Here is a 21,360-nt window from a genome sequence, read left to right on the forward strand (position 1 = left end):
CCCGCGGAAAGCGAGTGCCTGGAGTGGAAATCAACGTCTAAATTGTACAGGCCATAAAAATAGACAAACTCGATTTTCATCGAGTTTGTCTACAGTCTGACCTGCCCTCAATCGAGGACAGGCTTTGCTTATGTTTCCCTTACTTGATGCCTTTAGAAATTTCATTCACCATCTCATCAACGGATTCAAGTCCACCTCCGGATAGGTACCAGTAGTTAGGGTCAAGATAAATGATGTTACCTTCTTTAAATGCTTTAGTATTTTTCACGATATCGTTTTCCACTGTTTCTTTTGCTGCTGCGCCATCACCGACAACCGCATCTCTATCGACAACGAATAGATAATCTGGATTCTTTTCCGCAATGTATTCGAAAGAAACGCTTTGACCATGTGTAGACACTTCCAATTTATCATCGACAGCAGGCACTCCGAATACATCATGGATGATTCCGAACCTTGAATCAGGGCCGTATGCACTTATTTTACCGCCGTTTGCAAGAACGATTAAGCCTTTTTTATCAGCTGGAACTTTTTCTTTCAATGCATTAATGTGTTCTTCAACAGTTGCCAATTCTTTAGCTGCTTCGTCTTCTTTACCGAAGATTTTACCTAAAAGCGTTACATTTTCTTTAAAGGATTCCATATACTTTGTCGTATCGACACCTACAAAAACTGTTGGCGCAATTTTGCTTAATTCTTCATATGCTTCAGATTGACGGCCAGATATCAGGATTAGGTCCGGAGCCAGCTCGTTGATTTTTTCGAAGTCAGGTTCTTTTAACCCGCCTGCATTCTCTGTTGTATCTTTATAACTAGAAAGGTATTTCGGAAGTCCATCATGAGGGACGGCCGCCACTTCCACACCAAATTTATCAAGAGTATCAAGGGCACCCATATCGAATACCACAACTTTTTTAGGATTCGTTTTCACTTTCGTTTCGCCTAATTGGTGCTTAACGGTCATTTCTTCGCTTTTGGCACTTTCTTTTTTCGGACCTGTTTCTTCTTTATCTTTATCTGATCCACAAGCCACAGCCACTACAGCCAGCATTGCAATTAAAAGCAATACAGATATTTTCTTTATCATTTTGGTCACCTCGAAAAATATTTTTTATTTAAAATCACTTTACGCATCCTCACCATCACACAATCACCTTCGCCACTTCTCCCTGAAACAGGAGGCGGCTATAATCTTGGGCGCCCGCCAACTCTTTACAGCCAACTGAATGTGCGAAGTGCTTATGGAACGGCTACGATTACTGAAGTAATTAAAAACCGATTGGTTTGGTGCTTATGTGAAGTACACACAAATCTTATTGTTGTTGATATTTTGGATTTCAATATCCATATCGTAGATTTCCTTCAATACATCGGAATTAATGACTTGCTCGGTAGGCCCATTATGGGCGACCTTGCCGTCCTTCAATGCCACGATATAATCGGAATAGCAGGAGGCAAAATTAATATCATGGATGACGATGATGACCGTCTTCCCAAGTTCATCTGCCAATCGCCTTAATACCTTCATGATTTGAACGGAATGCTTCATATCCAGATTGTTCAAAGGTTCGTCAAGAAGGACATACTCCGTATTCTGGGCAATGACCATGGCAATGAATGCCCGTTGCTGCTGCCCGCCGCTTAGCTGGTCGAGGTATTTCTCCTGCATGTCGGCAAGCTCCATATATTCAATCGCTTCATCGACATACTTCCAATCCTCTTTAGTCAGTTTACCTTGTGAATATGGGAACCGGCCAAATGCGACGAGTTCACGAATCGTCAACCGGATATTGATATGGTTCGCCTGCTTTAAAATGGCGATTTTTTTGGCAAGCTCCTTGCTAGTGAATGTCCCCATATCCTTCCCATCAATCAGGACTTCCCCCGAATCACGGGTGATGAGCCGGCTGATCATCGAAAGGACGGTACTTTTCCCCGCCCCATTGGGACCGATGAAGGAAGTGATTTTCCCTTTCTTGATTTCAAGGGAAACGTCCTCGACCACCGTCTTATTATGATATTTTTTGAATAAATTTCTCACTTCTACCATGATTTATTCTCCTTTAATAGAAGATAGATGAAATACACTCCGCCAATGACGTTAATGATCACACTTAGGGTAGTAGAGAATGTGAAGATCCTCTCTACAATGAATTGACCGCCGACCAAGGCAATCACACTGATCAGCATCGCCCCCGGGATGATGTGTTTATGGCGATAGGATTTAATGAATTGGTAAGCCACATTGGCAACAAGTAACCCGAGGAATGTGATGGGGCCGATCAGGGCAGTAGAAATGGATATCAGGATCGTCACGACGATCAAGACCCGTTTCGTGACAAAATCATAATCGACACCCAGGTTTACGGCTTGGTCCCTCCCGAGGGACATGACATCCAAATACTTCAAAAATCTCATGAAATAGATCATTGCCGCTATCATGAGGATGATGGCCAAGGTTAATAGATCTGTATTGACATTATTGAAGCTGGCAAACATTTTATTTTGGATGATCTGAAATTCATTCGGGTCTATTAACACTTGCATGAATGAAGACATGCTGCCAAATAGTGTCCCGAAGATGATCCCGATAAGCAACAAGAAGTAAATATTGCGGTCTTTCTTGAACATGAATTTGAACAGCAAACTGGAAAAAATGAGCATCGCAGTCAGCGTAATCAGGAAATTAAGTGTTTTATTCATGATCAGGATGTGCGTAGAACCAAAGAGGAAAATCACTCCGGTCTGGATCAGCATATACATGGAGTCCAATCCCAAAATGCTTGGTGTCAGGATTTTATTATTCGTGACCGTCTGGAAAATCACGGTTGAAAAGGCTATTGCGCAGCCTACCACAATGATGGCGAGAATTTTCATGACCCTTCTCGGAAGTGCATAATCCCAGTTCGGACCAAGATCCCAAAAGATATAACCTGCCGTCAGGACCGCTGCAAGAACGGCTAAGATGATGATCTTACTTTTATTATTCATATGCCTTTCTCCTCATTATCAGATAGATGAATACGACGCTTCCTATCACACCCACCACGAGACCGATCGGGATTTCAAATGGATAAATGATGATCCTGCCCAGAATATCGCAGAACAATAGGAACACGGCCCCTAGCAACGCTGTATGAGAAAGGCTGTTTTTCAAATTATCACCAAGGTAAAGGGATACAATATTCGGTACGATCAATCCTATGAAAGGTATGGTCCCAACCGTCAGCAAAACGACTGTCGAGGATAAGGCCACGATAACCAAGCCGAAGTTGACGACGAATTTATAATTGAGCCCCAGGTTGATGGCGAACTCCTCGCCCATGCCTGCCACAGTGAATTTATTGGCAAAGAAATAGGCGAGAATGACTAACGGGATACTAACATATATAAGCTCGTACCTTCCCGACATGATCATCGAAAAATCGCCATTCATCCAGGTATTGAGGCTTTGGATCAAATCATATTTGTAAGCAAAGAAGGTCGAGATGGAACCGACGATATTGCCAAACATCAACCCAACCAATGGAATGAAGATCGTATCCTTATATTTGACTTGATCAAGAATCTTCATGAACAAGAAGGTACCTGCCAAAGCGAATATGAAAGCGAATACCATTTTCTCGATAAGGGCGGCTGATGGAAAGATGATAAGGGCAAGCAGGAGGCCAAGCCTTGCAGAATCCATCGTACCTGCAGTGGTGGGCGAAACAAACTTATTGCGGCTCAATTGCTGCATGATCAGTCCGCTTATGCTCATCACCACTCCGGCAATGATGATCGTAACCATTCTGGGGAGACGGCTTTGCAGCATGATCTGCACTTTATCATCGGTTAAGTCCAATAAATCGAGGGGGGTAATATCCTTTACGCCAATGAACAATGAAGTAAAGGATAAAATGACTAAAGCAATAACTAAATATCTTATCTTCATCTACATTCCCTACTCTTCCTATCTCAGTAAATACAGCGATACTATTTTTAATTAAGAATATATGAATTAAGACTATTTATCTGTCTTATGTTCTTATTCCTACTACAAATGTTATTTTTTTGATAATGAGATTCATTATCATTATCAAGGTCACCCTTATTCTAACACTTCTTAGATATGTGTCAATATATACAAAGGAATTACTTTTATTAATTAAAGCTAGTCATATTGTAATGAAGTTGGATAATCCATCCATGCATTTATCTCCTGGAAATGATAAAATCAAACTAACAAATATTTACTCTTCTAACGAAAGAAGCGATATGATGAAAACCTTCCTTTCCAAAATGTTCACCAAAAAAGAAAAAATCCAGATTGAATTTTGCCAAAATAACCTGGACCGCTTCACTACCGACCAAACGATCGCTGAATATGGTAAGTTTCTAGCCAATCCACGGATTCAATATAAGGAATATGAATGCTTAAGTGAATGCAAGTTATGTAAGGAAACATCTTATGCAAAAGTGAACGGCCAGATCATGCGTGGAAAGGATTCACATGATCTATTGGACCAATTGCAAGAAGCTTTAAAATAAATGCGGGTCAAGCCAAAGGCTGATTCGCATTTTCTTCATTTTCAGCTGGGTGAACAAAATCAATCTTCACTTGCGGGCTTGCTATTCAGCCATTCCATAAGGGGGGAATGGCCTGGAAGCTGAGTACCCCTACCGGGCCAGAAGCCACGCAATATCCTTATCAATCTAGTAGATTCTCCCTGTTTTTTACCATATCTTTCTTTTATACTGTATACCTAGTGAAAAATATGATAATTTATGGAAAAAGATAAACAAGGAGGAGCTTCGTGAAAAAAATCATTCCAACCATCTTATCAGCGGTCACACTAGGTCTTGTCACTGGATTGCCTGGCCAGAGTCCAGTCGCCAAGGCAGAAGAATTCACCCCTTATTACGGAAATGGCCCAAGCTATATTCAACCTGATGATCTCTCTTATCTTTTCCCAGAACCTTCCGTATCTTTCAAGACCCCTGCCTTTAAGCAAGACAAGATCGCCTTTACAAGCCAAGAAGAATTGATTGGTTATATCAAATCCCTCTCCCGTAAAAATAAGAACATCCATCTCAAGACGATAGGAAAATCCACGGAGGGACGCGATATCCCGATGCTACTTTTCAGTAAGGATTCAAAAAATCCGCGGAAGGATAGCCACAAACCATTGATTTGGATCCAAGGCCAAATTCATGGGAATGAACCCGCAGCTGGTGAATCAACATTAGTCCTTGCCCAATGGCTGGCAGATGGTACGCTTGGCGATGTCCTCGAGAAAGTGAATGTAGCCATCGTTCCGCGCGTCAATCCAGATGGCTCTTATTATTTCAAACGATATACGGCCAATGATATGGATGCGAATCGCGATTATTTAAAAGTGGAATATCCTGAAGTACAGAAGATCCATCAGGCGATCGATGATTATGAGCCTGAAGTCATTCTTGATGTACATGAATATACCGTCAATCCGGCTCCCCTTAAAAAGGTAGGCGCAAATGGATCGATCTCTTCCTATGATCTACTCATCTCCTCAGCCAAGAATCTGAATATACCGGAGCCGCTTCGAAAAGCTTCGGATGAGCTGCTTTTACCGAATGTTTTTAAAACGTTGAAAAAGGAAAAGCTCTCCTATCATGATTACTATACACTCGATACTTCTAATGCCGGCGTCCTTACCGCTACTGAAGGGAGCACCGAGGCCCGCATCGGCAGAAACGCCCTCGGTTTGAAAAATACGATGACCTATTTAATTGAAACAAGGGGCATCAATATTGCCCGGACCGATTTTAAACGGCGGGTTTTTGCCCAGGCCACCGCGCAGGCAGCATTCATTAAAACGGCCGCCGATCAGGCACGTACCGTAAAAAAAGTGGTCAAACAGGCAGAGCATGAAGTCGTCGAAAAAGGCAGAAAGGCTAATGATAAGGACAAGATTGTCATTGCCAGCGAGAATAAGTTAGTCAAGAATCAACGGCTGGCAGTAGTCGATCTAGCGAAGGCAAAATTGGTCAATACCCCAATCGATTGGCTCGATTCTACCGATGCCTACCCTACCCTTGTCAGGGATCGCCCGACAGCCTACATCCTTCCGCCTGAATATAAAGAAATCGCCAACAAACTTCAGCTATTGGGTGTAGACGTGAAAAAATTAAAAAAACCGATGAAAATATCTGTTGAAGGCTACAAAGTCAGGGATATAAAGGTATCTCCGGAACTGGAAAGCGGACATGCGACAAGGGCAGTCACCACCGACATAACAAAGAAGAAACGTGATTTCCCAAAAGGGAGCTATGTATTCGATATGGCCCAGGCCGATGCCAATTTCATCTCCCTGGCGCTCGAGCCTGAAGGGATAGACAGTTATGTGACCTTCAATTTCATCCCTGCTGTAAAAGGGAAGGAACTTCCGGTTTACCGCTATATGCACCAATCCTCGTTACCCGCTAAATGATCGATCTTGGTTCATAAAAAAAAACGCTTTGGCTGATTATATCGCCAAGGCGTTTTCTGTTCCCCCATCCTGAAATGCTTTAAACGATCCGATTTCCCGAATGCACCGGCGACTTCCGAATATATATATTAATTAAAAAGTGTTTAAGGGGGAACATCTTTGAGCCAAAAAGTACAAGTGGAAATCGACCGCCTTATTCAATGCTTGAAGCAGGACCAATCCGCTGATGGTTCGTGGAATTATCCATTTGATACCGGGATAACTGCAGATGCCTATATGATCATCATATTAAAAATCCTTGATATGGAAGATCCTCCTCTTATAGAAGCTCTAGTAAGACGAATCGAAAGCAGGCAAACCGGAAACGGATCATGGAAGCTCTTCCCGGACGAACTGGATGGGAATGTTACGGTAACGATCGAGGCTTACTATGGTCTGCTCTATAGCGGCATCCGAACTAAACATGATCCCCATATGAGAAAAGCGAAACAATTCATTCTTTCCAAGGGCGGGATCAAGCAGGCCAAAGCATTGACCAAAATGATGCTCACGGTCACCGGGCAATATAACTGGCCGCGCTTTTTCCCGATTCCTCTTGAAGCTGTCTTACTGCCGCCAACCTTTTTCGTCAACATCTATGATCTTTCCGTATATGGGCGCGTCAATATGATCCCCATCCTATTACTTGGTCATGAACGGTTTCAGATCAAGAGCTCCAACGCTCCCAGTTTAAAAGATTTGTTCCTGTCTAGGGAGGAACGATCCGAGGAGCACGTATGGGAGGAATATCGGACGGAAGAATATCGCTCATTCTTCTCCACCATTCAATCCGGCGTCAAAGCATTGATCGGGTTTCCCGATTACTTGCATTCCTTGGCCTTGGATTCAACGAAACGGTATATGCTCGATAGAATTGAACCGGACGGAACGCTTTATAATTATTTCGGTTCCACCTTCTTCATGATCTTTGCACTCCTTTCCATTGGATATTCGAAAAATGATCCGGTGATCGTCAAGGCAGTGGAAGGATTGAAGGGGATGGCTTGTTCCATTGATGGTCAGACGCATATCCAATTTACGAATGCAGATGTTTGGAATACCTCATTGATCAGCTACGCACTTCAAGAAGCAGGCATCTCATTTAAAGACGAGGCTGTTCACGCCGCCAATCAATATTTACTGTCACGCCAGCATTATATGTATGGAGATTGGTTGATTCATAATCCTGACGCAATCCCGGGTGGCTGGGGATTTTCCGATTTGAATACGATGAACCCGGATGTCGATGATACGACATCCACGCTCCGGGCGCTCTCTAACCAAATCCGTGAAGCGACGGATAAACGGGATAGTTGGCAGCGCGGCGTCTCCTTTACCGTTTCCATGCAAAATGACGATGGCGGATTTCCTGCCTTCGAGCGGAACAACGACCATACATGGCTCCAGCTACTGCCTCTGGAAGGTTCCAAGTATCTCCTGACAGACCCTTCGACCGCTGACTTGACCGGAAGGACGCTTGAATTTCTAGGGAATTATACAAACATGAAGAAGCCTGAGGAAGCAAGCAAAAGAGCGATCGACTGGCTGTTGCACGACCAGAAGCGTGATGGCTCGTGGTATGGGCGCTGGGGAATCTGCTATCTATATGGCACATGGTCTGCCCTCACTGGCCTGAAGGCAGCAGGGCAATCAAGTGAACATCATTCCATCCGAAAAGCAGCCGCTTGGTTGAAGAAAATCCAAAATAAAGATGGCGGCTGGGGTGAGTCCTGCTACAGTGACATCAAGGAACGGTATATTCCGCTAGGTGCCAGTACCCTGACCCATACAGCCTGGGCGGTGGATGCGTTGATATCGGTATCCGAAGAACCGACAGCGGAAATAGAGAAGGGCATCGCCTATCTGATCCGCTCCGGTCAAGCCGGCAGCTGGACCGATGATTATCCTGTTGGGCAGGCAATGGCGGATTTTTTATATATCCACTATCACAGCTATCGCTATATCTATCCGCTTTTGGCCTTAAGCCATTACAAAAACAAATTCCTGAATGCTTAACCTTCCCTGCTGTTTTTTTAGCAAAAATGGTGAATATGTGGATTACCTGTGGAAAAGGACGGAATGAAACAGAAATGTTATCCACAATCCCGGGTTATCCACATCTATTTGCCCGATACCTTGACTAAACGTGCCATTTTGTTGATTAATCCATATAAAATTTGTGCGTAACGTCATTCACATCTTGTTTTTTATACCCTATGTGGATAATTTGGGGATGGCTGATCATTTTTCCGTGAAAACGATATCCAGTTTATCGCTATAAAATTCAATCGCCCTTGCATATGATTGAATTTCGCGATCATTCGAGGTTTCCGTTATCACTTTCAATAAAGATTCCATGGCCAAATCATGCTGCCCCAAATTATAATGGGCCATCGCCCTGAATACCACTAGAGCCCTGTCACCAGGAAATTTCTCCAGACCCGCCTCCAATGTCCGTTTTGCTTGCGCATATTTCCCGATGGTGCGATATGTACTTCCCAAGCCTAGGTAGGCACCCTTTGCTTCCTCATCAGGCAATCCCAGTCCGATGGCCGCTTCATAGTGCGGAACCGCTTCCGCCTCAAGTCCCAGGATATCCAAACTCCAGGCACAGTGATACCGGATGATTGCATCGCCGGGATCTCGCTTCGCCAACTCCTGCAATACCTGACTCGATTGTTCATATTCTTTGTTTGCTCTTAAGGACAGTGCCCTCGCTAAACTCTCCATCCGACATTCCTCCATTGAATGAAAGTACTTACATCCCCCTCTTTCGGTAGGCACACCACCATTTCCTGGTTCATTCTTCTAAAAAGGAAGAAAGGGTTGATAGAAAACATTCCACAATCATTCTTAAAAGATTTCCCACTTTAATCGCTGCTTCGGCACTCGCTTTCCGTTTCGATGATCTCTGCGTGAACAACGATATGGAATTCCGAGTCCCCACTGTTTAGGCTGGTATACTTTAAACCGTTTCATTGCACTGCAGGTGCTCCCTTATCCAGAGGCGGTCGGCGAGCCTCCTCGGCGCATGCGCCTGCGGGTCTCACCTTGACCGCATTTCCCGCAGGAGTCTCGCACCTTCCGTTTCATTCCACTCCGCGTGAAAACGAAATAAGATTTCCATTCCTCATCATTTTGAGTGCACATTGTCCGTCTTATTCCGCTGAACGCACTAAGCTTTCCAGAGGCGGTCCGATCTTCGGTCAATTACGCAAGCCAGGTCTCCGTAGGACGCGTATCTTCTAAGCGATATTTTTCACACCTTCCTAAGTTGGAAGTTAAAAACAATAAAAAGTAAAAGACATCTCCAGAACGATAGGAGATGTCTTTTTAAGGCGGCAATCGGGATTGAACCGATGATAGAGGTTTTGCAGACCTGTGCCTTACCACTTGGCTATGCCGCCGTGTCATCATGGAAATAACAAATGATATGACCTTACCTTTACATTATGCCGCTCCATCATAAATGTGAATAAAATTATAAAACTTACCCATGAAACATACTCCTTTTACGGCGATGGGTAATGGAGTCTAGTTTAATTTCAAGCACAGTGGAATGGAACGGAGGGCGCGAAACTCCTGCGGCAGTGCAAGTCCTGGGAAGACACCACAGGCGCACAAGCGCCGAGGAGACTTCCGGACCGCCCGCGGAAAGCGAGCGACCGCATTGAAATGGAACGGTCAATGTTCAAATCCTCCAGAACCCTGAGCAACCGACGCAAAAAAATCAGCCAATGAAAAAAAAGCCTCGGAATGAAATCATTCCGAAGCTTTGATCCTGCAAACGGCAGGAATCATTTTATTGTTTAATCATCCAACTCGGTTTTCAATACTTTTCCCGTCATTGCATCGACTTCTACATCATATTCTTTTTTACCTTGCTTGATTTCCAATTCATAAACAAGACCGCCATCTTCCGAATCCAATTCGGCGTCCGTCACTTGCCCATCCACCTTTTTCAAGGCAATCTTTTCAGCTTCATCCATGCTGACCTTTGCTTTTTCCACCGCTTGCTCCGTGCTCATATCTTCATCGTCGGCATCTTCCGGCTCCTGAGAAAGAATCTCTCCTTTTTCAGCATCGACGTCCACGTCCTGATAGCCTTCTTTCGTTTTAACGGTCATTTCATAGGTCGTTGGCTGATCCCAATCCTTCTCGAATTGAGTAACCTCCCCGCCTAGTTTATCCGAAATCATTTTGACAGCCTCATCCTCGGATAGGGCCCCTTTATTGACTGCATATACCGCCGTTCCTGCGGCACCGCCAAACAGCAATACCGTGGCTGCGGACACCGTCACGATCATCTTTTTCCGTTGAATGATGCCTTCCTTTATCGTACTCCACTGCTTTTTCATGAATGAGTTCCTCCTTTAATTTGTTACCTTAAGAATAACCATCCTTCATGAAACGAGCATGAGGGTTAGATTAGAATTCGATGAGAAAGGATGATAGTCACCACTGTTCCCTCTCCGACCTCGCTTTCGATGCCCAACTTACCATGGAATGACTCGACAAGCGATCGGGCGATGGAAAGCCCGAGACCATTCCCTCCAGTTTTCCTTGCTCTCGACGAATCGACTCGATAGAAACGTTCGAATACATGAGGCAGATGTTCTGGTGATATCCCTGGACCTTGGTCTTTCACGCTGATGAAGATATCATCCATCTCCCGTTTTATCATGATTTCTATACCGGAATCACTATATTTGATTGCATTGTCGAGGAGAATGACCAGTACCTGTTCAAGCTTACCGGGAATGGTCATTGCCTGGATTTCCTTAACCTCGGATTGCAGCTTTATTTCACGATGGCCCGTCCGTCTAAACGTTTGGGCAATCTGATCACAAAACGAAATAAGCTCGATTTCTTCCTCCGTATCGACAGTAGGGTCCGATTGGGAAGCCGCCTGCAGCAAATGCTCCGTCAGCTGTTTCATCCGGAGGGCTTCATGATGGATCGCCTCCACCGCCTCTTCCTGAATCGCCGCATCCTTCATTCCCCAGCGTTTCAATAAGGAGGAGTAGCTTTCAATGACCGTGATCGGCGTTTTCAATTCATGGGAAGCATCCGAGAGGAATTGCTGCTGTTGGTCATAATTTCGCTCCAGCCTTCCGATCATCTTGTTGAATGATTCCCCCATTACCTGCAGCTCATCCTTGGATCGACCCGCTAGCGGGATCCGTTTGAATTCACCGCTCTTCTCGATCTCCAACATGGTTCCGCTCATGATCGATATCGGTTTAAGGATAAGCTTGGCCAGCCACTTGCCTGCAAGGACCGATAACAAAACGACAAAAAGGGAGGAACCACCCAATACGAGTGCGAGGGTCGATAAATGATCAAGGAGGGTGTCCTGCGGCTGGGTGATTTCGATCATCCCCAATTTCTTCCCTTCATCCGGATAAGGATAGCGGTAGGTCAGGACATATTCCCCGTCGACCTTGGTAAAATCATATCCTTTCTTGCTTATGGACGGTACCGCCAACCCCTGGAGGTCCTCGTCATCCGCAAACGACTTGATCAAGCTTCCATCCGTGCCGAATATGCGCACCATGGCATCGTCAGGTGTATAAGCCTCCAGTAAACCGGCATCACCTGCTGTCAAATCACTATCGACGATGTTTTCTCCAATCAACGAAGCTTGATCTTCCAGCACATCCTCTTCCCTTTCCACGGATATCCAAAGGAAAGCACATAAAACGATGACACTCAACAAAACCAGCATGATGCTTAAAAAAAGGCTGGAATACAATTGAATTTTTGCGGAAGTCTTCATAAAGGCTCCTTCAAGCTATAGCCCACACCGCGATACGTATGTATGAGCTGTAATTCAAAGGGGTAATCCACCTTTTTGCGTAAATACCGGATATATACGTCAACCACATTCGTATCGCCTACGAAGTCATATCCCCAAACATGGGTAAGGATTTGCTCCCTTGTCAGCACTTGATTTTTATTTTGCAACAGGTACACAAGCAAGTCGAATTCGCGGGAAGTCAGCTCGATCCTTTTCCCCTGCCTCAGGATATCCCTTGTGCCAAGATTCAATTTCAGATCATGGACCGTAAGTTCATCCGCACTTCCTTCAGGCTGGCCCGTCTGGACATTGGCCCTAAAACAAGCACGGATCCGTGCCAGCAGCTCTTCGATTTCAAACGGCTTCGTCACGTAATCATTCGCTCCATGATCAAGCCCATTCACCTTGTCAGGAACGGCATCCCTTGCCGTTAAAAGGATGACTGGCGTGAAGGCATTCTTCTTCCGATAACGCCTAAGCACTTCTATGCCATTCAGCTCGGGCAGCATCACATCCAATAAGATTAAATCCCACTCTTCACTTTCCGCTTTCTCCAAGCCTGTTTTCCCGTTATAAGCGGCTTCCGTCCGATAGCCTTCATGATTAAGTTCAAGCTGCAGCACCCTTGCAATTTTTTCTTCATCTTCTATTATTAAAATCCTTTTATTCATCGTTACGACCACCTCCCCCTTAGTGTACTGAAGAAAAATGAAAATATCATGAGAAATCTCATGATATGGCAAATAAACCGGACCGGATGCGAAACACATCCGATCCGGTTTATTTGCCAACCCAGTGCTGGTCAATGAATTCATCACGTCCCGATTTCGCTCGATCCGCCTTGTACTCTTCTTTATTTTTCTTATGGTAGCCTTGATGATAGTCCTCGGCCGGATAGAAGGTTTGGGCCGGAAGGATTTCGGTCACGATCGGTTTAGCGAACTTCCCGCTCGCTGCCACCTTCTCCTTCGCTTCACTGGCCAGTTTCTCTTGAGCCTCATCATGAAAGAAGATGGCCGTCCGATACTGGCTCCCCCTGTCATGGAATTGACCGCCGTCGTCGGTTGGATCAATTTGCTGCCAATACAATTCCAACAGCCGTTCATAGGGAAACAATTGGGGATCGAACGTAATTTCCACGACCTCATAATGTCCTGAGGTTCCCGTCTTCACTTCCTCGTAAGTCGGATTATCAACATGTCCTCCCGTATATCCGGATACGATCCCTCCAATCCCCGGTTGTTCCTCGAATGGTGTAACCATGCACCAAAAACAGCCCCCAGCAAATGTGGCTTTATGCATGTTGGTCATCTCCTTTCCCTTATGTAATAAGAATCAATATACCATACTTCAATCCTGCCGCTGTATGTTTCGGTGTTCCCAAAGTCAATCTTTTGACCAGCCTTTTTCCTTGAACCTTACGATCGCTTCAACACGATTGCTTACATCTAGCTTGTCGAGTATGATCGAGATATAATTTCGGACCGTTCCATTCGTTAAATATAGCTGGCTGGCGATTTCCTTCGTATTCTTGCCATCGGCGATCAATTTGAGCACCTGACACTCCCGTTCAGTGAGTGGGTTTTCCTCCTCAAATGCCATATCCACCAGCTCAGGGGCATAAATGCGCCTGCCATCCATGATGACCCGGATCGAGTTCGCCAGCTCCTCACTTGGGCTATCCTTTAGTAGGTATCCACCTACCTCTGCCTTCCTCGCCCTTTCAAAGTACCCAGGCCGCGCAAAAGTCGTCAAGATGATGACTTTGCACTGATTGCCCTCATTCTTGATTTCTTCTGCAACATCCAGTCCGGTTTTTACAGGCATCTCAATATCGGTAATGCATATATCCGGCTGCAAACGTTTGACGAGTTCCATTGCTTCTTCCCCGTTGCTCGCTTTTCCGACAACTTCCATATCCTCTTCCAGATCGAGGATAGAGCCTAGCGCGCCGAGCAGCATCCGCTGGTCTTCGGCAATTACGATTGAAATCAATGCTAACCCCACCTATCCATTATTTTTTATGGCATTCGGAACCCTGATATACAGTGTCGTTCCATCAGTGGAACGAATATCCAGACTGCCGTTCACGAATTCAAGCCTTTCCTTCATCCCTTGAAGGCCATTGCCTTTATAAAATTCCGATTTATGTGAAAGGCCCACGCCATTATCTTCGACTTTGATCGTCACGCCTGTATGCAATTCCTCTATCACGATATGACAGGAGTCGGCACGGCTATGTTTGACGATATTGGTCACGGCTTCTTTCAAGCACATGCTTAAAACCGTTTCAACAAGCAATGGCGTATCTTGCAGTTCCGTGGTCCCTTCCAAACTGAATTCTATTTCTGCCGCTTTCAGTATTTGCTTGACCCGGATGATTTCATCGCTTAGCTTGGCCCCGCGCATTTCCGATACCATTTCCCTTACTTCCTTGAGAGCCGTCCTAGCCGTTTGGCGGATATCCCTGATTTCTTTCTTGGCAGAGTCCGGTTTTAAATCAATCAATTTACCTGCGAGGTCGCTTTTCAAGCCAATTAAGGAAAGCTTTTGTCCAAGTGTATCATGTAAGTCCCTGGCAATCCGCTGACGTTCCTCCATCTTGCCCAGCTCTGATATTCTTTTATGCGCATCTTCCAATTGTTCTTCCAGTCTATCCCGTTTATTGCGATTATACGTGTTGAATGGAAGAAGGATCACGCCCACTACACAAATCAGCATGAAGGGAAACTGCGAAAAGAAGGTAGGGTCCTTCATGATGAAGCCAATATTGACGGAAACGATGGTAGCTAAAAGCTGGATGGAATATAAAACGAAAAATCCAACCTTATTTTGAACATTGCCAATGAAGAATGCCAAAAAAAGGGAAAAGTAAATATAGCCGAAAAAGATGGTCATCGATATCGAGATGATGATTTGTATCGCCGTCCACATGTATACGGGCCATCCCTTAGACACGAAAGAGAGACCGTAAGAAATGAAGAATAAAATGATCATGACGATCCCAAAGACAATCTCCAGCATCGATGAAGATTTGAAAATGAAATAAAAAGGGAGGATACAAAAAATGATCCAGACATACGGGCTTAGCCCCGTATTCTTCGGAAAGATATGATACCAACTTTGCATGGCGCCGCCTCTAATTCTTTTATTCCTAGTATATACTAAGAAGTATCAGCAAAAAACCATCCAATGGAATTCGAATGGTTTTTTGCGTACGATTTAATTTTCTTGAACGCTGCTTGACTTCATTAAAGCTAACAAACGTCTTGCTTTCTCCATCATGCAGTCAAACACGAAGCGATTTCAAGCTCGATCCGAGGATGAATGTCGTTTCCTGCTGCAAAGGCACTTGATTTTGAATTCAGGGACTTTTTCGTGAAAAGCAGGCCTTGCTAGAATAATATTTTCGATAGATATACGACCAATGTTACCGTGATGCAGCTGAATACGGTGGACATCAGGACGGCCTGTGCCGCATACTCCGGGTGGTTGTCATATTCCAAGGCGAATAATGCGCTGTTTCTTGAGGTCGGAAATGAGCTTGCGATAAATAACCCTTGGGCGACAGTCCCCTCCAAGCCCAGCATGAGAAGGATCAGGAACGCGATGGATGGAGAAAGGATCAACCGTCCAATCAAGCTAAGGATAAGCGGAAGCGGGAAATGCGTTATTTTCAAGTAGGCGCTCTGTGCACCCAAGGTGATCAGGGCAATGGCGATGAATGCACTGGCGATATTATCGATCGGGGTCCATAAAAACAAAGGGATATCAAAGGACGCAGCCTGTAAAAGAAACCCGAGTAAGAGAGCATAAATGATTGGGTTTTTCAAAAATTCCCGAATGGCCCCCTTTACACTTTTTGTATGGACGGAAACGGAATTCATCAAACCGTAGGTATAGCTCAACAGGTTTTGAAATATGATCACGATGACCTGGATCGACAGGCCAAGTGGATTCCCATGAAAAACCATCTGGCTGACGGGCAGTCCGAAATTGGCTGAATTATTCAGAACCACACTATTTTTAAACGTGGCAGAGAGACTTTGATCGAACCTGGCAAGCTTGGCAACCACGGTACTCACGATGATGAGGCTTACCGCTTGCAGGGCGAGGAAGCTAAATATTTGGACAACCATCCCCCCGCCGATATCGCTTTGATAAATATTGACAAAGCTGATGGCCGGCATGAGCAGGAAGTGATTCAATTTAGATAATGTATTCATATCGAGCTTGAATTTACGATGAAGAATGGCTCCAGCCCCTATCAGGAAAAAGACCGGCACAATGACATTCAATACGATCAAAAACAGGACACTCACTTGACTTCCTCTCCATTTCTTAGGCTGATTCCTGTTGATTGCTACCTTCCTTCCATCATAATCCTGTGTGTACCATAATCAAAATACCAATAAATTATCGATAACCATTCAAAAACGGAATGACAAAAAAGCACAGAAGTTTCTGCGCTCCTCCTATAGATCCCTCATGAAATCAACGCCCTCGACAAATTCGACAAACTCTTTGACCAGCTTTAGTTCGAGGGACTTTTCATGATATAACATCCACGTATTCCGGATAAGCGGGTTTCCTTGCTCATCCCTCAGGTCCAACTGCCTCAGGGCTGGGTCGTGCTCCAATAAAACACTGGGAAGGATTCCATACCCGAGGCCATTTTTGACCATTTCCTTGCATGTATCCCCTTTGTCCACCTCCATCCCAACTAACGGCGGGCCTTGAAAATTATTCCTCCACCAATCATCGATCATCGTTTTCAGGAGTGCATCGGTCTTGTAATCGATTCTCGGCAATGAAGCCAGGTCCCCGACTTCGACTTTTTCCTTGGAAGCAATGCAAATCGTCTCCTCAAAAAGATGATGCTTAGCTCCTGACCACTGATAATCGCCCCGGACGATCCCGACGTGAACTTCTTCCTTGTAAATGAGGTTCAGTACTTCCTTGCTCCAGCCTGTAGTCACATGGAAATCCACCTGCGGGTATAATTCACGAAATTTTTTCAGCAATCCGGGCAGCTTATGCAGCGTAATATAATTGGAGACGCCCAGCCGTAATGTGCCACTGATCTCCTGTCCCATATTGAACGCCGTCTCTTTGATTTGCCTCAGCCTGATCAGCATCTCATCAGCACAGATCGCCAAATATTCCCCTTGAGGGGTGAACTGCACTCCCCTTGTTCCCCGCTCGACAATTTTCAAATTGAACTCCTTCTCCATCTGCTGGATCCTTTTCGTTAAAGAAGGCTGCGAGATATATAAGCTTTGCGCCGTTTTAGTGATATTCTTATGTTCATGCAATATCTTTAAAATATGCCAATCCCTTTCATTCATGGACCTTCCCCCGATCGCTTTTTTCAAGTAGGTATATTCCCTACAAATACAAAGGACTTTGTCCAGTGATCATGCATGGAACATGCCGTGATCACTGCCCGTTATGCTTCCCCGCTATTTCCTTGTCGAAAACGAATACGGAGATCGCTATATTTTCTTCCACTTTAAAATCGGAAAACAGATGAACAAGCTTGGCTCCCACCAGTTCTTCCATTCCATCCGGAGGATTTACGGAGTATACATCCTGAATCATTTTTGTTCGTGCAGAATGGACCATATCCCTGCCTTCCTCTGTGCTGGATATGAATATTTCCGTCGGGGTTAAATTCCCATGCAATGTGGTGACGGCCATATTCTCAACGAAAACAGTATGGATCCGTTCCGGCCCCTTCCCGAAAAGTTCCTTGCGCAGCTTACGGATCATATCATTGAATTCGTGAATCACCTTTGACATCATGCACTCACTCCAAATCGCCTTCTTTTTTCCTTATCATAAATCACGAAACTCAAAAACGAAAGGGATTTGGCGAACGTCCGCTGCTGGGCAGTATTGTATCTTTTTGTAAATAAAGGTATAATATCAGGGATGAAAGTTGGTCATGCAATAATGGGTTGTTGCGTCTCTTTCTTTTTCATCGCCCATACATAATGGTATGATTGGTATATTGGCAAGTTTTGCTACTAAACTATTCCACCATGACCTACACCAACGTTTTAGAGGCGGAGGTGTGCTCATGGTGGTTTTTTGTTGTGTTTTTGCTAAAAAGGGGGAACTACTATGAGCAATTCGACGAGCACGTTTAAAATCAATGGTTTGGATTATACGGCAAAAGCCGGATTGACGATACTTGAGGTTATCAACCAAAATGGGCTAGCCCACCCGCAAATTTGCTATGTCCCCGAGGTCGATCCGATCCAGACCTGTGACACCTGCATTGTCGAAGTCGATGGGAAACTCGTCCGCTCCTGTTCGACCGTGGCCGTGAGCGGGATGGATATTGCCATGAACTCGAGCAAAGCAAAAGAAGCCCAAACCGAAGCAATGGATCGGATCCTGGAAAACCACTCCTTATACTGTACAGTGTGTGATAATAATAACGGCAATTGCACGCTTCACAACACGGCAGAATTAATGGAAATTGAACACCAAAAATACCCTTACACACCGAAAGTGAAATTGGCCGATGTCGATATGTCGCATCCATTTTACCGCTATGATGCCAATCAATGCATTGCATGCGGGCAATGCGTCGAGGTCTGCCAGAACCTTCAGGTCAACGAGACACTATCCATCGATTGGGAAGCCGATCGCCCAAGGGTCATCTGGGATGAAGGCTCCGAAATCAACAGCTCATCATGTGTCGGCTGCGGACAGTGTGTAACCATTTGTCCCTGCAATGCATTAATGGAGAAGTCAATGCTCGGTGAGGCTGGGTTCATGTCAGGTATCAAAAACGATTTGCTCGAACCCATGATTGACCTTGTCAAAGAAGTGGAGCCTGGGTACAGCGGGATTTTCGCCCTTTCGGAAATCGAGGCGGCCATGCGTGAGAAACGGACGAAGAAGACAAAAACGGTCTGTACGTTTTGCGGGGTGGGCTGCTCATTCGAGGTCTGGACTAAGGGCCGGAAAATCCTTAAAATCCAACCGACTCATGAAGCTCCCGTCAATGCGATTTCCACATGTGTCAAAGGGAAATTCGGCTGGGATTTCGTAAACTCCGAGAAACGTTTATCCAAGCCGCTCATTCGGAAAAATGGCAAATTCATCGAATCGAGTTGGGATGAAGCATTGGACCTGGTCGCCTCAAGATTCGGTTCGATCAAACAACAGCATGGCGGCAACTCCGTAGGCTTCATTTCTTCCTCCAAGATCACGAATGAAGAAAACTATGTCATTCAAAAGCTGGCACGACAAGTATTCGAGACGAATAACGTCGACAATTGCTCTCGTTATTGCCAATCGCCTGCTACAGACGGATTGTTCCGTACAGTCGGAATGGGCGGAGATGCCGGAACGATCAAGGATATCGCCGCGGCTGGTTTGGTCATCATCATCGGGGCGAATCCGGCTGAAGGGCATCCTGTACTGGCGACACGCGTGAAGCGGGCCCATAAGCTTCACGGCCAAAAACTGATTGTAGCCGATATCAGGAAAAATGAAATGGCGGAGCGTTCCGATATTCACATCAGCCCTAAACAGGGCACGGACCAGGTCTGGTTGATGGCGGTTACCAAATATATGATCGACCAAGGCTGGCATGATCAGGAATTCATTGATGAGAATGTGAACTTCTTCGACGATTATATGGAAGTACTTGAGAAATACACCCTTGAATATGCTGAAATGCACACAGGCCTTGCAAAAGAAGCATTGATCCAAATTGCTGAATTGATCCGTGATGCCGATGGGACCTGCATCCTATGGGGGATGGGTGTAACCCAAAACACTGGAGGCTCCGACACGTCGGCCGCCATTTCCAACCTTTTACTGGCTACAGGAAACTACCGCCGCGCTGGAGCCGGTGCCTATCCGCTTCGCGGCCATAACAATGTCCAAGGCGCTTGCGATATGGGTACCCTCCCGACATGGCTTCCCGGATACCAGCATATTTCCGATGATGCGGCCCGCGCCAAATTCGAAAGGGCTTACGGTGTGAAAATCGATGGCAAACCAGGCATGAACAATATCGACATGCTTCACGCCATTGAAAAAGGCGACATGAAAGCGATGTACCTAGTCGGTGAAGATATGGCACTTGTCGACTCGGATGCCAACCACGTTCATGACGTATTATCCAGCTTGGATTTCTTCGTGGTACAAGATATTTTCCTTTCCAGGACCGCTCAATATGCAGACGTCGTGTTACCTGGCGTGCCCTCGCTTGAAAAAGAGGGCACGTTCACCAATACGGAGCGTCGGGTACAGCGTCTATACCAAGCTCTGCCTGCTCTAGGAGACGCTAAAGCGGATTGGTGGATCACCCAAGAGATCGCCAAACGGTTGGGAGCGGATTGGAATTACACACATCCTGGTGAAATCTATGATGAAATGGCAAGCCTTTCACCGATTTTCAGCCAAGCCAATTATGGTGTGCTCGAAGGCTGGAACAGCTTCCTCTGGGGCAGCCATGACGGAGCAAGCACGCCGCTCCTTTATGTAGATGGTTTTAACTTTCCCGATAAGAAAGCCCGTTTTGCACTATCTGATTGGGTCGAGCCGGCTCAGTTCCCAGCGGAATTCGATCTTCACATCAACAACGGGCGGATGCTGGAGCATTTCCATGAAGGAAACATGACGAATAAATCTATTGGAATCCAAGCAAAGGTTCCGGATATTTTCGTTGAGATTTCGCCTAAGCTGGCTAGTGAGCGTAAAGTCGGCGATGGCGGGCTCGTCCGCTTGGTGTCACCATTCGGAGCCGTTAAATTAAAGGTGCTGATCACGGATCGAGTAAAAAACAACGAGCTATTTTTACCGATGAATTCCGTTGATAAAGACTCTGCCATTAACTTCCTGACCGGTCCCATTTACGATCAGCGCACAAGCACGCCGGCATACAAACAGACGATGGTCCGCATGGAAGTGTTATGCGCAAGCGGCGATACTCCGCTGCCCGATACAAATCCACGGAATAAAAAACGACATCCCCAAAATGGAGTCGAGGTTGAGCGGAAGTGGGCACGTCCAGGGTATGTTCATTTAACGGAAAAATAACAA

At 45.4% G+C, this 21,360-nt stretch carries 18 protein-coding genes and 1 tRNA gene; 4 read left to right on the top strand and 15 right to left on the bottom strand.

What is annotated here, in order from left to right; all coding sequences use genetic code 11:
• Positions 1 to 139 precede the first annotated feature (139 nt).
• The 4 genes from AS888_RS05190 to AS888_RS05205 form a co-directional block, all read right to left on the bottom strand.
• Positions 140 to 1,084 (bottom strand): siderophore ABC transporter substrate-binding protein, encoded by a 945-nt coding sequence (locus AS888_RS05190; RefSeq protein WP_185113052.1) that lies wholly within the window; start codon positions 1,082 to 1,084, stop codon positions 140 to 142.
• A 207-nt stretch (positions 1,085 to 1,291) separates the two neighbouring features.
• Entirely contained in the window at positions 1,292 to 2,050 is a 759-nt protein-coding gene (locus AS888_RS05195; RefSeq protein ID WP_061141125.1) for an iron ABC transporter ATP-binding protein, read from the bottom strand.
• Positions 2,044 to 2,991 (bottom strand): iron chelate uptake ABC transporter family permease subunit, encoded by a 948-nt coding sequence (locus AS888_RS05200; protein WP_061141126.1) that lies wholly within the window; start codon positions 2,989 to 2,991, stop codon positions 2,044 to 2,046. Before AS888_RS05200 ends, AS888_RS05195 begins: the two co-directional genes overlap by 7 nt.
• Positions 2,984 to 3,934 (bottom strand): ABC transporter permease, encoded by a 951-nt coding sequence (locus AS888_RS05205; protein ID WP_061141127.1) that lies wholly within the window; start codon positions 3,932 to 3,934, stop codon positions 2,984 to 2,986. The genes AS888_RS05200 and AS888_RS05205 overlap by 8 nt, the downstream gene beginning before the upstream one ends.
• A 347-nt stretch (positions 3,935 to 4,281) precedes the next feature.
• Here AS888_RS05205 and AS888_RS26085 point away from each other — a divergent pair, with 347 nt between their 5' ends.
• The 3 genes from AS888_RS26085 (at position 4,282) to shc (ending at position 8,507) form a co-directional block, all read left to right on the top strand.
• A complete protein-coding gene (locus AS888_RS26085; RefSeq protein WP_221408565.1) occupies positions 4,282 to 4,530 on the top strand; it encodes a DUF1450 domain-containing protein in 249 nt (82 codons plus the stop codon).
• Positions 4,531 to 4,796: 266 nt separating this feature from the next.
• Positions 4,797 to 6,452 (top strand): M14 family metallopeptidase, encoded by a 1,656-nt coding sequence (locus AS888_RS05215; RefSeq protein WP_061141129.1) that lies wholly within the window; start codon positions 4,797 to 4,799, stop codon positions 6,450 to 6,452.
• Between the two features lie 159 nt (positions 6,453 to 6,611).
• Entirely contained in the window at positions 6,612 to 8,507 is a 1,896-nt protein-coding gene (gene shc, locus AS888_RS05220) for a squalene--hopene cyclase (protein ID WP_061141130.1), read from the top strand.
• A 225-nt stretch (positions 8,508 to 8,732) separates the two neighbouring features.
• Here shc and AS888_RS05225 read toward each other — a convergent pair whose 3' ends face one another.
• The 11 genes from AS888_RS05225 to AS888_RS05275 form a co-directional block, all read right to left on the bottom strand.
• Positions 8,733 to 9,221 (bottom strand): tetratricopeptide repeat protein, encoded by a 489-nt coding sequence (locus tag AS888_RS05225; protein WP_061141131.1) that lies wholly within the window; start codon positions 9,219 to 9,221, stop codon positions 8,733 to 8,735.
• A gap of 606 nt (positions 9,222 to 9,827) precedes the next feature.
• Positions 9,828 to 9,898: transfer RNA gene (locus AS888_RS05230), tRNA-Cys, on the bottom strand.
• A 402-nt stretch (positions 9,899 to 10,300) separates the two neighbouring features.
• Positions 10,301 to 10,849, bottom strand: a complete 549-nt coding sequence (locus AS888_RS05235; RefSeq protein WP_061141132.1) for a PepSY domain-containing protein — start codon at positions 10,847 to 10,849, stop codon at positions 10,301 to 10,303.
• A 65-nt stretch (positions 10,850 to 10,914) separates the two neighbouring features.
• A complete protein-coding gene (locus AS888_RS05240) occupies positions 10,915 to 12,270 on the bottom strand; it encodes a sensor histidine kinase (RefSeq protein ID WP_061141133.1) in 1,356 nt (451 codons plus the stop codon).
• Positions 12,267 to 12,962, bottom strand: coding sequence for a response regulator transcription factor (locus tag AS888_RS05245; RefSeq protein ID WP_061141134.1), 696 nt, complete (start codon positions 12,960 to 12,962; stop codon positions 12,267 to 12,269). The genes AS888_RS05240 and AS888_RS05245 overlap by 4 nt, the downstream gene beginning before the upstream one ends.
• A gap of 109 nt (positions 12,963 to 13,071) precedes the next feature.
• A complete protein-coding gene (gene msrA / locus AS888_RS05250) occupies positions 13,072 to 13,593 on the bottom strand; it encodes a peptide-methionine (S)-S-oxide reductase MsrA (protein WP_061141135.1) in 522 nt (173 codons plus the stop codon).
• A gap of 84 nt (positions 13,594 to 13,677) precedes the next feature.
• Positions 13,678 to 14,286 carry a response regulator transcription factor gene (locus tag AS888_RS05255; protein ID WP_061141136.1) on the bottom strand — a complete coding sequence of 203 codons (609 nt, stop codon included), beginning with the start codon at positions 14,284 to 14,286 and terminating at the stop codon, positions 13,678 to 13,680.
• A gap of 12 nt (positions 14,287 to 14,298) precedes the next feature.
• On the bottom strand, positions 14,299 to 15,420 hold the full coding sequence (locus AS888_RS05260; protein ID WP_061141137.1) for a sensor histidine kinase: 1,122 nt from the start codon (positions 15,418 to 15,420) through the stop codon (positions 14,299 to 14,301).
• 266 nt (positions 15,421 to 15,686) lie between these two features.
• Positions 15,687 to 16,613: an AEC family transporter gene (locus AS888_RS05265; protein WP_061141138.1), complete on the bottom strand. Its 927-nt coding sequence runs from the start codon at positions 16,611 to 16,613 to the stop codon at positions 15,687 to 15,689.
• Between the two features lie 153 nt (positions 16,614 to 16,766).
• A complete protein-coding gene (locus AS888_RS05270; RefSeq protein ID WP_061141791.1) occupies positions 16,767 to 17,639 on the bottom strand; it encodes a LysR family transcriptional regulator in 873 nt (290 codons plus the stop codon).
• A 91-nt stretch (positions 17,640 to 17,730) separates the two neighbouring features.
• Complete coding sequence (locus tag AS888_RS05275) at positions 17,731 to 18,093, bottom strand: Na-translocating system protein MpsC family protein (protein WP_061141139.1); 363 nt, start codon at positions 18,091 to 18,093, stop codon at positions 17,731 to 17,733.
• Between the two features lie 324 nt (positions 18,094 to 18,417).
• On the opposite strand from AS888_RS05275, the gene fdhF reads away from it, so the two are divergent.
• Positions 18,418 to 21,357 (top strand): formate dehydrogenase subunit alpha, encoded by a 2,940-nt coding sequence (fdhF, locus tag AS888_RS05280; RefSeq protein WP_061141140.1) that lies wholly within the window; start codon positions 18,418 to 18,420, stop codon positions 21,355 to 21,357.
• The last annotated feature ends 3 nt before the right edge of the window (positions 21,358 to 21,360 follow it).

The organism is Peribacillus simplex, from assembly GCF_001542915.1.
GTDB lineage: Bacteria > Bacillota > Bacilli > Bacillales > DSM-1321 > Peribacillus > Peribacillus simplex_B.